Origin of the sequence: Ruminococcus flavefaciens AE3010 (genome assembly GCF_000526795.1) — a bacterium.
Taxonomy (GTDB): domain Bacteria; phylum Bacillota; class Clostridia; order Oscillospirales; family Ruminococcaceae; genus Ruminococcus; species Ruminococcus flavefaciens_D.
The window spans coordinates 634963-648329 of the sequence record NZ_JAGT01000001.1 but is presented as its reverse complement, the minus strand read 5'-3'; the positions used below and the strand labels follow the sequence as shown (position 1 = coordinate 648329).

The following is a 13367-nucleotide window of genomic DNA, read 5'->3' as shown; positions in this document are numbered from 1 at the left end:
AAAAAAGGAGCGAACAATGGATTCAGAAAAAATGGCTGAAATTTACGATAAATACAGCAATGCCGTATATCGTATGGCATTTGCCTACTGCAAGAACAAGGCAGATGCCGAGGATATAATGCAGGAGGTCTTTATCAAGCGTTTCTCCATAGATATAGTATTCGATGAAGAAACAAAAGAGAAGAGCTGGCTTCTAAAGGTCACTGTGAACAAATGCAGGGATATGTTCCGTTCATTGCGGTACAAGTATTCTCTGACGTTGATACCTCTTGAAGAGGCAAGCCTTGTATATGAAACTCCTGAGGAAAGCGAGGTCTACCGCGCTGTAATGTCCCTTCCGCAGAAATACAGAACAGTGATCCATCTCTTTTACTATGAGGAATACTCCATAAAGGAGATAAGCGCTATAACAGGCAGCAGGGAAACTGCTGTACAGACCCAGCTGTTCCGTGCACGTAAAAAGCTTAAAGAAATTCTTGGAAAGGAGCTCCAACTATGAATATTAATAATTATAAAAAAGTAACGGACCGCTTGACACCTGATGAGCGGTTAAGAAAAGAGGTACTTGATATGAGTAAACGTGAGAACAAAATAAAGTTGAATACAAATGAGTATACCGAAAACGTATCAGGCGTCGAGGTGCGCCGCGGAAGCAGCATTACACGCTATATAAGCATTGCGGCAGCTTGTGCGATACTTGTGGGCGGTATAGGTACTACGGGAGTGCTGCTTCATAGGAACAGCAGGAATGCCCAGCAGCTTGCTGAGGTAAGCGAGGAAAAAACAACTGCCGAAGTAGAAACCGAGATAGCCGAGGAGCCTGCTCAGACCGAAGCCGATGCTGAATATGATTATGATGTGATCGCAAGAGAGCTTACAGACAGCTATCTGGACGAATTGAATGTTCTTGTTTACGGAGATGTGGAATATGACACCAATTCAGCCATTTCCTTTAATATCGTTGACAGTTCCGATGAAGAATGGACAAACAATTACGGCTATGAAAAGTCTTTCTATAAGGTCACAGACCAGCGCTTCCACAGCTGTCAGGATATTTACGAATACTATAAAAAATCTCTTGCATCAAGAATATTTGATGATACAACAGATCAATACTATGATATGCCCGAGAGCTTTAAGAATGCATTTGCTCTTGACGGCTGCGGTATGGTGAACTGGCTCGGCGGCGATGTTAGCAAATTTGAAGTAGGAAGCAATGTTGATCTGCGTCCTTCAGGCAACAGAGATGATGACGCGGTCGATGAGGAAGCTTTTGCTCTGCATATTGCAAACTACATTGATTATAACGGCGAACTTTATATTTCAAAGTTTTCGACTGAAAGAGACAAAATAAAGTATTCTACCGAACCAATGGTCATAAGTGCAGAAGAAGATAAGTGCGTTATTTCGCGTTATGTTATGGAAAACTATTATTACGGAGATAATGCAAAATACGGAGCTGAAATACTGTTTACACTTGTTCGTGAAAACGGCGAGTGGAAGATAGAGCGCGTCGAAACCGGCGCACAGCCGGAGTATCTGACATATATTGCAGTACAGTGCTATGTTATGGAGGATCACGAATATGACGACATTAATCTTGGCGAAGAATATGATAAATCTACTGCAAGACGTCCTGTATTGACCTCTCTTGAGATCAGTGATTATGACTTTGAAAATAAGACCGCAAGGATACATGCTGTTCTTCACGATATGGCAGATGTTGACGCCGCCGAGATCGAAGCAGATATTGATTATAACACGGTAACGCTTTCAAATGTTAATTTAAAGAGACTTAAAGATTTTGACGAAACATTAAAGCGTCCCAGTGTTATATGGAAAGAAACTCATCCCGATGAATGATATAAAATTATCCCCTGAACTGAGGTTCAGGGGATTTTTTATGTAACAATAATGAAGTAAACGCATAAAATATAAGCAGGGAATATCAGACATTGACAATATTGGTTATGACATCGCCCTCCGGAGTGATGTCGATATGACCGAATGACGGTTTGCTGCCGTCGCGTGGGATAGAAGCGCTTCCGGGATTCATAATATAGAATCCGTCCTCGTAGCTTTGATAGCGCTCGTGAGTATGTCCGAAAAGGATTATATCACATTCGTTGGCAGCAGCAAGAGCTTTAAGTTTGTCAAGAGAACCTCCGACACCGTAAAGATGACCGTGTGTGGCAAGTATCTTATGGCTTATAAGCGGCAGTACGAAATAGTCCTCGCTGATACTGTCAAAGTCGCAGTTTCCTGCAACATGGATTATCTTAGGAGCTAATCTCTGATGTGACAGGATGAAATTATCAAGCTCGCGTTCACCGTCACCGAGATGGAATATCCAGTCTGCGTCAGTATTTCGCATAATAACACTTTCAAGAGCATAAGAATTACCGTGTGTGTCTGATATTACAACAATGCGCAAATATATCCCTCCTAAGAAGTTTATACCATATTATAACATAATTTTTTGAAAAAATCAACAGGTATTATCAAAAAAATATGGGCTTGTTTGTTAAAATCGCAAAAATGCGGTAGCTACGAGCATACAAAACATATTTTATCATTAAATACAATATATTATTGTATATATCATGTTTTATGGAGGCAGCTATGAATAATATCGACTCAAACAAGGTATCGGGACTTCTCAATGTTATAAGCAAGAAGATCGGTGTGCCATCCGATAAATTACGGGCCGAGCTTGAAGAGGGGAAGTTCGACAGTGCGCTTTCGGCTATGAACAGGAATGATGCTGCAAGATTTCAACAGGCAGTTAACAATCCCAAAATTGTTGAAAAAATGATGAGCACACCGCAGGCAAAAGCACTGTACGAAAAGCTGTCAGGCGGAAAGAAATAAAATGGACGACATAATGAGCAGAATCAGCGAGATTCTGTCAGATGAGGAAAGCGTTAAACAGCTTTCAGAGCTAGCACAAATGCTGGTCACAGACAGCGATAAAAACGAAGCGAAAGCGGAGAATGCGGTTCCTGAAGATCAGCCTGATATAGCTTCTATGCTGAAGCTTACAAGTCTTATCGGCGAAGCCTCAAAGCAGGACAGAAACGCCGATCTGCTGCTGGCACTGAAGCCTCATCTTGGCGAAGAAAAGCAAAAACGTGTAGATAAAGCCATAAAGCTTCTTAAGCTTCTGGCAATATGGAACATTGCAAAGGGAAGCGGTCTTTTGCAGGAGCTTATTTAAAGAAGGGAGGCGAGTTAATGGCGGTATACGGAGATTTTTCAAACAAGAGAAAAGATAGGGAATGCGTGAATCTGTATCATTGCAAAGGTCACAATGCCGCTGCTGACCTGCCTCCTGATATCAGAGAATGTGATGCCCCGCCTCCTGTGAAAGAGCAGTCGGAGAGTAAAAGTGAGAAAAGTGCCTTATTCAGCAATTTGATCGATGAATTTCTTGATGGCGGCATAGACAGTGACAAGCTTCTTGTAGCTGTGATACTCTACCTGCTTATCAAGGAGGGTGCAGACATAAAGCTTATCATCGCGCTTGGATATATACTTATTTGAGAGGTAAAATTATGGATACTGAAATGCTGTTCAAAATTTTTTGCGGAGCCATTGCTGCTGTAATGATAATATATTACATCAGACGTCAGAAAAAGATGCTTTCCTTTTTCATAGGAGCATTTACAGGCGGAGCTGCGCTGTTTATCGTCAATAAATATGGACCATTATTCGGAACGGATATCCCTCTGAATCTTTTTAATATTCTTGGCAGCCTCATACTTGGAGCACCTTTTGTAGCTTTTATTGTAATAATGAATTTTTTGTAAATTCAAGGGCTTATTTCACAAAAACTATTGTATTATTATGAGTGTTATGGTAAAATATATGTATAGGAGGTGGATTATGAACATCATCGATATTATCAACAAAACCAAAAAATCACAGGAACTGAATGAAGAAGAGATCGCGTGGCTCGTAAAAAATTATACTGACGGCGAGATACCCGATTATCAGATGTCTGCATGGCTTATGGCAGTATGTCTTAACGGACTTACCGAAAAAGAGACTTTTGCACTTACTGCGGCGATGCGTGACAGCGGAGATGTTCTCAGGCTGAATATCCCTTTCACTGTGGACAAGCACAGTACAGGAGGAGTTGGCGATAAAACATCTCTTATCATAGGACCTATAGTTGCAGCCTGCGGCGTATGCATGGCAAAAATGTCAGGACGCGGCTTGGGACATACAGGAGGAACTATCGACAAGCTCGAAAGCATTGAGGGCTACAGGACCGATCTGCCTCTCGGAGAGTTTGAAGCTATCCTTAAAAAGACGGGTTTTTCAATTATCTCTCAGACAGGAGCGCTTTGTCCGGCAGATAAAAAAATGTATGCCCTTAGAAACGCAACAGGTACAGTGGACAGTATACCGCTGATATGTGCAAGTATAATGAGCAAAAAGCTTGCCATGAATGCGGATTGTCTTGTACTTGACGTAAAATACGGTACAGGTGCTTTTATGAAGACCAAAGAAGACGCCGAAAAGCTTGCTGTACTCATGGAAAAAGCAGGTAGATCAGCAGGCAAGAAGTGCAAGGCTGTTGTTACAGATATGAATGTTCCTCTCGGAAAGAATATAGGAAATGCTCTTGAGGTCAAGGAAGCCATAGAGCTTCTTCAGGGAAAGATAAAAGGCACTCTTTATGATGTTTGCATCGAGCTTTCAGCTGATCTTCTGGAGCTTGCAGGCAAAGGAACAAACGAGGAATGCATAAGAATGGCTGAGAACGCTGTTTCGTCGGGCAAGGCTCTCGATGTTCTGCGCGAGACTATCAGGCTGCAGGGCGGAAATGAAAAGATATGTGATGATACTTCACTGCTTCCTCAGCCTCTTCTTAAATATGAGATCAGAGCTACAAAGGGCATGAAGATACTGGGCTTCAACTGTGAGGAGCTGGGAATGACTTCACTTCTGCTTGGTGCCGGAAGACTGAACAAGACCGATAAGATCGACATGAGCGCAGGTATAGTCATGAATTGCAGCGTTGGAGATCAGCTTGCCGCCGATGATATAATAATGACTCTGTACTCTACAGTTTGCAGCGATTTCTCCGATGCAGCGGTAAGAGCTTTGAATGCAGTAAAATTTAAAATAACCGAAAAACCGAGTTATACATGATAAAAATCATATAAACACATTACAGGAGGTCTAAAATATGGGATTTGTGGATTCAGTAAAGGATTTTGCAGAAAAAGTCGGTGAGTCTGTTGAGCGCGGGGCAAAAACAGTTTCAACCAGCTCAAAGAGATTTGCGGAAAAGACGAAGATCAGGAGAGAAATGGCACGTGTTGAGTCAGATATCAATACGGATTACATAGAGCTTGGCAAGGTCATGTACGAAAAGATATGCAGTGACCCTGACACAGAATACATGGCTACTATAAGCGATATCAAGGAAAAGACTTTAAAGCTTGATGAACTCAAAGCAGAGCTTATGTCGCTTGAGGACAAGGTTTTCTGTGAGAACTGCGGCTCTCAGATACGCAGAGAGCAGGTTTACTGCGATAAGTGCGGAGCAAAGGTGATACATGAGGCACCTGCTGAAGAAGCAGAGGAAGCTCCAAATATAACAGTGGAATAATCAACAAGGCGCATTAAGAATATTAATGCGCCTTGATTTATGCAACTTGCTGAAAAACGCTGCTTCGATTTGTCTAAAAAAACACATAGCAGGTCTTTACTTTTTGACTTTTTTGTGATAAAATAAAAATAGTTTATCACTTTGCAGCTTTTTGCCTTTTAAACATAAAAGCGTCAAAGCTGTTAAGTCAGAAAGGAATATAATAATGCCAATTACAGAATTACTTGAACGAAATGCAAAATTATACGGGAACGATGTTGCTCTCGTTGAGGTCAATCCCGAGATAACAGAAGTAAGACGTATTACATGGAAAGAATATGAGCTTATCGAGCCAAATCCCGAGTGTCACTACAGACGTGAGATAACATGGAGAGTCTTTGACGAGAAAGCGAACCGTTTCGCAAACATGTTATTGGAAAGAGGCGTAAAAAAGGGAGATAAAGTAGGAATACTTCTTATGAACTGCCTTGAATGGCTTCCCATATACTTCGGTATTCTCAAAGCAGGCGCTCTTGCTGTACCGCTTAATTTCAGATATACAGCTGATGAAATAAAGTATTGTCTTGATCTTGCCGAGGTGGATATCCTTGTTTTCGGACCTGAGTTTATCGGACGTATCGAGGAGATAGCCGATGAGATCAGTAAGAATCGTCTCCTTTTTTATGTAGGCGAGGGATGTCCGTCTTTTGCCGAGCACTATGACAGCCTTGTTGCCAACTGCACAAGCTCTTCCCCAAAGGTAGCTGTTAATGACGAAGATAATGCTGCGATCTATTTCTCGTCGGGCACTACAGGCTTCCCTAAGGCAATTCTTCATGATCATACAAGCCTTATGCATTCTGCTAAAGTAGAGCAGAATCACCACGGTCAGACAAGGGACGATATTTTCCTTTGTATCCCTCCGCTGTACCATACAGGCGCAAAGATGCACTGGTTCGGCAGTCTTTACTCGGGAAGCAAGGCTGTTCTTCTCAAGGGCGTAAAGCCAAAGTCCATAATCGAGACTGTTTCCGAGGAGGGCTGTACTATAGTATGGCTTCTTGTACCGTGGGCTCAGGATATACTTGATGCTATCGACAGGGGAGATATCGACCTCTCAGATTACGATCTTGACCAGTGGAGACTTATGCACATAGGTGCTCAGCCTGTTCCGCCCTCACTAATCGCACGCTGGAAAAAGGTGTTCCCCAAGCACCAGTACGATACAAATTACGGACTCAGCGAGTCCATAGGGCCAGGCTGCGTTCATTTGGGTGTTGAAAATATCCACAAGGTAGGCGCTATCGGAAAGGCTGGCTACGGCTGGAAAGTTAAGATTGCCGATGAAAACGGAAACACTGTTGAACGCGGACAGGTCGGTGAGCTTCTTGTCAAGGGTCCCGGAGTTATGAAGTGCTATTACCGTGATGAAAAGGCTACAGCCGAGACTATAAAGGACGGCTGGCTCTATACAGGTGATATGGCTCAGGAGGACGAAGACGGATTTATTTACCTCGTTGACCGTAAGAAAGATGTTATAATCAGCGGCGGTGAGAATCTTTATCCTGTACAGATAGAGGACTTCCTCAGAAGTCACCCTGCTGTAAAGGACGTAGCGGTAATCGGACTTCCCGATAAGAGACTTGGTGAGATAGCTGCGGCTATTATTTCCATAAAGGAAGATCACACCTGTACGGAAGAAGATATCACTTCATTCTGTCAGAAGCTTCCGAGATATAAAAGACCTCATAAGATCATCTTTGCTGACGTTCCGAGAAATCCCACAGGAAAGATCGAAAAACCAAAGCTCAGATCGATTTATTGTGGTGAAAGTCTTGTTGCAAAACAGATCAAAAACTGATAAAAAAGGGCAGCTTAGCTGCTCTTTTTTGATTTATCGACAATATTCGACAAAACACGTCAAAATACGACGCGATAATGACTTACATTTTTATTTTGTTTGTGATATAATTGATTTATCATTGCAAAAAGGAGTGCATGTATAAATGAATAACGTTGTAGCAATTATCGTTAAAACTCTTCTTAACCTCGGAATATCTCCAAATACTAAAGGTTATCATTATCTGCGGGACGTAATTCTGATCTGCGTAACGCAATGCCATAAAGCATGTTATGAAAGATGTGTTTGCGGCGCTCGGCTTCATCTGGAAATTTATCACGCAAGCCAACCATTAGGCGCTTTGCGATTTGGCGCAAGAAAATACCAGTCTTACAAGCCGGATCTAGCCACTTTAAATCCGGATTACTCCATATATCTTCCGGAAATAAATCCAACATTTTATCTACTAGCTCTGGCGGCGTAAAAACCTCATCACTAGATAGATTTGCTATACAGTCCAGAATATCTGGAACGTGACCACCCTTAATTAAACGCGTAAAAAGATTGACCTTCTCTGGTTTATTCTCCATACTCCTCCTCGTTATCGCTAGAATCCTGCGGCATATACAGTTCGCTCTTTAGGCGAACTCGCTCGTTCAATATTTCTCGAACCTGTTCTACCGTCGTAGCAGCCAGAAGATCGTTCACGAGCTTCTCCATCGCCTGCGCTTTGCGTTCATCGCGCTTCCTCTTCATGCTCAAAATATTCGAGCGCTTTCTGCGTTCCCTAAACACTAAGTCGTCTCGGTAGCGTTGTTTTAGATATGCTACAGTCGCGCGATTATCACGCTTGTTTTTGCATTTCGCCGAGCAATAATGCGGAAGGCGCCCCTTACCCTTTCTTTCCCACTCAAAAAGCTTGCCACATTCGCTACATACAAATGTCTGCTTCTCATCATTCATGAGATAGCTCCTTATAGGACACCGTTGGGTAATCCTTGATTACTTTATCGATTCCAGCCTCCATATCTGTCAGCGCGTAAACGCGGCGCTTAAACAGGCCTTTGGCGGGGGTTGAATATTCAGTGAAAAATACTTTGTCCTTACCGTTTAACATGTCACCAACAATTAGGTTGGTATCCATGATTGCGTTCATAGCTAGTAAGAACTCCTTCGAGGATTTCTTCGGCAGATAATCAAAAATGACGCCCTGGAGGCGTTTCTTGCATTCAGAGATGTTGTCTTCAGCAATATCTACGCCGTAAATCGTCGATAAAACTTTGAGAACCGAAAATTCACGATTCTTTTTATGCCACTCAACTTTGTCCTGTTTTAGGTGATCTAAGCGTTGGCGCAAAATTGCTTCAAGAAAATTACCATTACCGCAAGCTGGTTCCAAAAAGCGCCAGTAGCGATTAGATGTGGCCTGAGTGAGAGCAAGAATATTATTTACTTCACGCTCGGCAGTAAAAACTTCGCCACGGTCACGCACGCGAGATTTTGTTTTTATTTGCTTTTCTTCTGTGCCTAAATTCTTTCGAGCTACCATAATCATTTTATGAAAATATTTTAACATATTATGAAAGTTTTTTCAAATAATAAACGGTGCATTACGGTGCAATTATGGTGCATTTTGCAAAATTTCAGTTAGGGTACAAAAAAATGACCCAGCACTAAATGCCAGGCCAATTTCTTTTTAATAAAATTTCTGTTACATATAAAGAAAAGCACCCCTATAAATAGCGGTGCTTTTCTATATGGTCTTACCCATAGGGGTTCAACTAAGACCATTAAATATGGTGAGACATGAGGGATTTGAACCCTCGACCCTACGCTTAAAAGGCGTATGCTCTACCGACTGAGCTAATGTCTCACAACAAAAATAATTATATCAATTTTTAGATTGGTTGTCAAGGTTTTTTCTCCTTTTTTATAAATTCGGTCTATATGTCAACGTTTGATGCTCTATTTAGTGCAACTTGACGTTTTTTTAATATATGGTTGACATTTCTATCATATCATGATATAATATTTAAGTCGTCAAACGATGTGCTTGTAGCTCAGCTGGATAGAGTGACTGGCTACGAACCAGTAGGTCGGGGGTTCGAATCCCTCCAGGCACGCCACAAAAAAGCCTTACGATTTTCGTAGGGCTTTTTGTTTTTGCTTGAAAAGTTAATATTTCCATGATATAATCATAAAAAAGCTTTAAAGGAGAAGAATATGAAAAAGCTCATTTCACTTTTTGCGACTATGACTTTAAGCTTAGCGGGGATCATGATGTTTTCTTCGTCGGCGTCCTGCGAAGAAAAAAACGTATCAGAACCGATAAAAATTATGGCGATAGGTGATTCGATTACTGATGGATATGGGGTATCAGGCTCCTATCGTAAATATTTGTACAGCGAGCTTACAAAGAAAGGCTATAATATCGATATGGTCGGCTCTAAGGGCAATGATATGAAAGCGGAGTTCATCGACAGTGAAACAGGAGAAAGCTTTGTCTATGATGATGATAATACAGGCTACAGCGGATATACTATAAAGGAATATCAGGGCAGAAACGGTATCCTTGAAACGCTCAAGTCCACAAACTGTATAGAGACCTGCAAGCCTGATATTGTAATTCTTCAAATAGGAACCAATAATATAATCGATAACTATGATATGGATAAAACGATTGATGATCTTGGGGCGCTTATAGATTATATTCTTGGCAGTTTGCCTGATACATCAGCTCTTTTTGTTACAACTATTCCCGATGTTGATCCCAACAGACAGGAAGTGTATAACTGGTTCAGCAGCTATCGTCACTCAGCTGACTGGCAGACTAATTATTCAGATGCCGAAGCAGAAGAGAACATATTAAAAACTCTTCATATTTATAATGCAAATCTTAATGCTGAGGTACAGAAAAAGAAAAATGAGCAAGTGATCAGTAATTCTGATCTTTCAAACGGAATAAATATAGATTTTAAAGATGAAGGTTCACTTAAAATCCCACATCTTTATAATGCTGATGCAGCATCTGTTATCACAGATGTAAAAGCACAGCTATTGGACGGTGTTCACCCAAATAACAAAGGTTATAAGCTCATGGGAGAATACTGGGCTGAGCAGCTTGATAATTATCTGAGCCAAAAGCCTGCTGAGGAAAAGACATACAAAGTTGCTGATCTTGTAAAACTGCAGAAGTTCATTCTCGGAGCGAGTGATTTGACGGACGGTGAAATTACCCTTGAAAAATATGATATGAATAAGGATAACAGAGTTGATATATACGATATTGTATGCCTGCGCAAGGAGCTTATCAGCGATCTTTAAAAAGGAAAAGCTTTCTTTTATCATGTTTCTTGACAATATTCTTATTAAAAGGTATAATAATATTTGTATATGTGATTGGAGGAATCGATATGTACCTTAAAAAGATAATTACAGCCTTTGCTTCGGCAGCTGCTGTTGCAGGCTGTTCTATAGCTTTTTCAGCAAATGTTTATGCTACAACTGCTGATGATGTTGCTGCTGTAGCAAGGTCCTACGGATATTCGGAGGAAGATATTCAGGCAGGATATAACGAGTATTATTCACACCCCGAAGATTATCCTTCCGAGCTTCTTGATAAAGTTATTCTAAAGCTTCATGAAGCAGGCAGTCAGATAATCACAGCAGGTCCGCAGGTCACTGATGTACCTGCTACTACAACTGCTTCAAATGATCCTGAGCAGCCGGCAACAGTAGATGACGGCATTACGATAACCGCAAGCGACGGTACAACATTCACCAGAATAAGCACAGAAGCTTTTATTGCTATGTCATATGATGAAAAAATGGCATACGTCAGAAGCTTTTCGCCCGAGCAGCAGCAGGCTATCATAGACAATCTGTCTCCCGAGGAATACAGGAGCCTTATGAAGCAGAGCCCGTCGGAGCAGAAGCTCCAGATAGTAGGAAAGCTTTCTGAGGCAGCTGAGCAGATGGGGCTTAATATTACAGTTGACGAAATAAGTGACAGTTCACTTACTATAGCAATGCGCAACGACGACGGTGAGCTTCTTAACGTTTCTACAGCAGGAGCTTCAGTAGAGGATACAGGCTATGACAGAAGAGGTATTCTGGCTTGTGCAGCAGCACTTGTCGGTATCGGTATTTCCGCGTTGTTCCTTGTTATGCGCAAACTTAAAGCTGATGGAGCAGAAGAATAATGGAAAAAAGCAAAAAGAAAAAGAATAGTCTGTTCATCCATATTATTACGCCTTTTATTGTTCTTGTGCTCTGCATAGGGATATTCATTGCAGCTATGATAAAGCCCTCTGACAAGCTGAAGGTATATCTTAATCTGGCTTTTATGGACAATCTTAAATCAGCTCCTGAAGCAGCGGGCTCGGGACTTGTTGTAAGGGATAACGATATTATAGACGAATTTGACGGAGAGACCTATGACGAGGGAGAGATAATTCGACCTAAATTCGGTGAAATGTACGCGGTTCTCACTACCTCTGCCTTTGATATTTCCATTCCTGTTTACTGGGGAAGCAATTCCGAGCTTTTTGAGCGCGGAGCTTGTCAGTCATCGGGTTCAAAGATCGTCGGCGAGGACGGAAATACAGTCATAAGCGCCCATGAAGATACGTTTTTCTCTGAGCTGGACAAGCTGAAAATAGGTGATACAGTAACGCTGAAAACTAACTACGGCGAATTCACTTATAAGGTCAAGGAGCAGATTACTTTTAATAAAAAAGACGGTAAATATGTAGCTCCGTCAGCCGTTTCAAAGCTTACGCTGTATACCTGCAAAAAAGATATACTGGGCAATGCTGATGAAAGAGTCGGCGTAATATGCGAGCCGACAGAAAAGAAATTTTATAAAAAAGTCGGAGAGGGGAGTTCAAATTGAAAAAGACAAGCACATACCTCCCTTCGCTTATAATTTCTGTTTTACTTGTTTTTCTGACCATCGCAGGCTCTGCGCTTCTGCTCGTTGATATTAATATATCGGCAGATAAGCTTAAAAAGCTTGCACGGAAGAATTCTCTTGAAACAAGCATTTATTCGGATATAAACAAGTATTACAAGGATAAATATAACACTACGGGCATACCTGCGGAAGTATTTATGGATGCCGTTGATGAAGCGTATATCCGCTCATTTGAGGAGGCATATATCGATTCTGCCTTTGCCGCTCTTGAAAACGGAACTGAAATGGCGGCAGTTCACCCAAAGAACGTCAAGCTTGAAGAAAACATTGACAGCTTCTTTGATTCCTTTGCAGAGGAAAATAACTACGAAAAAGATGATAATTACGGCTTGAAGCTTCGCAATACCAAAGAAAACGCCTATGCAACCATAGGTTCATTCTGCGATGTTTATAAGTTTTCCTCCATGAACCGGCACGGTATACTTTCCAAGCTTGCAAAGGTGTATTCACACCGTATAGCAGCTACAATTGCTGCTATGGCGGCAGTTCTTCTGATGATAATACTTCTTATCCTAATCAACCGCAAGAAGAAAATAACTGCAATGTACTGGTGCGGCGTTTCTTCCATGGTAGCCGGGATACTGGGCATGGTACCGAGTTTATATCTGCTCGTAACTCATTATTTTGATTCTTTTACTATCAAACAGGTGCCTGTATTTACAGCTTTCACAAGTGTGATGTACAAGTACACCGAGGCTTTTGCGGCTGTAAGCATAGCGCTTGCAGTTGTGGGAATATCTCTTATGGTAATTTACGGAGTTATCCACGAAAAAAAGAAATATCCCGATGTAAAGCCTACTAAAATCGATTGATAGCAAGCAGCTGCTGTAACAGGCGGCTGCTTTTTATTCTGTGATAATAAAATATTGTACATTTATGCCATTGACTATTTTAAAATTTTATGATATAATATATAAAAAATATGCGGCAAGGGTGTCGCTATCAAGGAG

General features: G+C 41.4%; 17 protein-coding genes and 2 tRNA genes. 14 read left to right on the top strand and 5 right to left on the bottom strand.

Going from position 1 to position 13367, the window contains the following annotated elements:
- Window positions 1-16 precede the first annotated feature (16 nt).
- Both N774_RS0102970 and N774_RS0102965 read left to right on the top strand, forming a co-directional pair.
- Window positions 17-499 carry an RNA polymerase sigma factor gene (locus tag N774_RS0102970; RefSeq protein ID WP_024859811.1) on the top strand — a complete coding sequence of 161 codons (483 nt, stop codon included), beginning with the start codon at window positions 17-19 and terminating at the stop codon, window positions 497-499.
- A 71-nt stretch (window positions 500-570) separates the two neighbouring features.
- Window positions 571-1863, top strand: a complete 1293-nt coding sequence (locus N774_RS0102965; RefSeq protein WP_155250336.1) for a hypothetical protein — start codon at window positions 571-573, stop codon at window positions 1861-1863.
- 85 nt (window positions 1864-1948) lie between these two features.
- Here the strand turns inward: N774_RS0102965 and N774_RS0102960 are convergent, their stop codons facing one another.
- The gene (locus tag N774_RS0102960; RefSeq protein ID WP_024859809.1) at window positions 1949-2434 is read right to left on the bottom strand and encodes a metallophosphoesterase family protein; all 486 of its coding nucleotides are present in this window, start codon (window positions 2432-2434) and stop codon (window positions 1949-1951) included.
- 188 nt (window positions 2435-2622) lie between these two features.
- On the opposite strand from N774_RS0102960, the gene N774_RS0102955 reads away from it, so the two are divergent.
- From N774_RS0102955 to N774_RS0102925, 7 genes are all read left to right on the top strand, one after another.
- Window positions 2623-2871: a hypothetical protein gene (locus tag N774_RS0102955; protein WP_024859808.1), complete on the top strand. Its 249-nt coding sequence runs from the start codon at window positions 2623-2625 to the stop codon at window positions 2869-2871.
- 1 nt (window position 2872) lies between these two features.
- The gene (locus N774_RS0102950; RefSeq protein ID WP_024859807.1) at window positions 2873-3217 is read left to right on the top strand and encodes a hypothetical protein; all 345 of its coding nucleotides are present in this window, start codon (window positions 2873-2875) and stop codon (window positions 3215-3217) included.
- 17 nt (window positions 3218-3234) lie between these two features.
- A complete protein-coding gene (locus N774_RS0102945) occupies window positions 3235-3543 on the top strand; it encodes a hypothetical protein (RefSeq protein WP_024859806.1) in 309 nt (102 codons plus the stop codon).
- Window positions 3544-3554: 11 nt separating this feature from the next.
- Window positions 3555-3809, top strand: a complete 255-nt coding sequence (locus N774_RS0102940; protein WP_024859805.1) for a pro-sigmaK processing inhibitor BofA family protein — start codon at window positions 3555-3557, stop codon at window positions 3807-3809.
- A 76-nt stretch (window positions 3810-3885) separates the two neighbouring features.
- On the top strand, window positions 3886-5160 hold the full coding sequence (locus tag N774_RS0102935; protein WP_024859804.1) for a thymidine phosphorylase: 1275 nt from the start codon (window positions 3886-3888) through the stop codon (window positions 5158-5160).
- Window positions 5161-5197: 37 nt separating this feature from the next.
- Window positions 5198-5623 carry a zinc ribbon domain-containing protein gene (locus N774_RS0102930; protein WP_024859803.1) on the top strand — a complete coding sequence of 142 codons (426 nt, stop codon included), beginning with the start codon at window positions 5198-5200 and terminating at the stop codon, window positions 5621-5623.
- 205 nt (window positions 5624-5828) lie between these two features.
- Entirely contained in the window at window positions 5829-7463 is a 1635-nt protein-coding gene (locus N774_RS0102925) for a class I adenylate-forming enzyme family protein (RefSeq protein ID WP_024859802.1), read from the top strand.
- A 206-nt stretch (window positions 7464-7669) separates the two neighbouring features.
- Here the strand turns inward: N774_RS0102925 and N774_RS16680 are convergent, their stop codons facing one another.
- From N774_RS16680 to N774_RS0102905, 4 genes are all read right to left on the bottom strand, one after another.
- A complete protein-coding gene (locus N774_RS16680) occupies window positions 7670-8032 on the bottom strand; it encodes a hypothetical protein (protein WP_024859801.1) in 363 nt (120 codons plus the stop codon).
- Complete coding sequence (locus tag N774_RS0102915; RefSeq protein WP_024859800.1) at window positions 8022-8405, bottom strand: hypothetical protein; 384 nt, start codon at window positions 8403-8405, stop codon at window positions 8022-8024. Before N774_RS0102915 ends, N774_RS16680 begins: the two co-directional genes overlap by 11 nt.
- On the bottom strand, window positions 8398-9018 hold the full coding sequence (locus tag N774_RS16675; RefSeq protein ID WP_024859799.1) for a hypothetical protein: 621 nt from the start codon (window positions 9016-9018) through the stop codon (window positions 8398-8400). The genes N774_RS0102915 and N774_RS16675 overlap by 8 nt, the downstream gene beginning before the upstream one ends.
- A 221-nt stretch (window positions 9019-9239) precedes the next feature.
- Window positions 9240-9315, bottom strand: a tRNA-Lys gene (locus N774_RS0102905).
- Window positions 9316-9491: 176 nt separating this feature from the next.
- On the opposite strand from N774_RS0102905, the gene N774_RS0102900 reads away from it, so the two are divergent.
- From N774_RS0102900 to N774_RS0102880, 5 genes are all read left to right on the top strand, one after another.
- Window positions 9492-9568 (top strand) — tRNA-Arg (locus N774_RS0102900).
- A gap of 211 nt (window positions 9569-9779) precedes the next feature.
- On the top strand, window positions 9780-10766 hold the full coding sequence (locus N774_RS0102895) for a GDSL-type esterase/lipase family protein (RefSeq protein ID WP_196231517.1): 987 nt from the start codon (window positions 9780-9782) through the stop codon (window positions 10764-10766).
- Between the two features lie 89 nt (window positions 10767-10855).
- Window positions 10856-11644, top strand: coding sequence for a hypothetical protein (locus N774_RS0102890; RefSeq protein ID WP_024859797.1), 789 nt, complete (start codon window positions 10856-10858; stop codon window positions 11642-11644).
- Window positions 11644-12336: a class D sortase gene (locus tag N774_RS0102885; protein ID WP_024859796.1), complete on the top strand. Its 693-nt coding sequence runs from the start codon at window positions 11644-11646 to the stop codon at window positions 12334-12336. The genes N774_RS0102890 and N774_RS0102885 overlap by 1 nt, the downstream gene beginning before the upstream one ends.
- Window positions 12333-13229, top strand: coding sequence for a hypothetical protein (locus N774_RS0102880; protein WP_024859795.1), 897 nt, complete (start codon window positions 12333-12335; stop codon window positions 13227-13229). The genes N774_RS0102885 and N774_RS0102880 overlap by 4 nt, the downstream gene beginning before the upstream one ends.
- Window positions 13230-13367 lie beyond the last annotated feature (138 nt).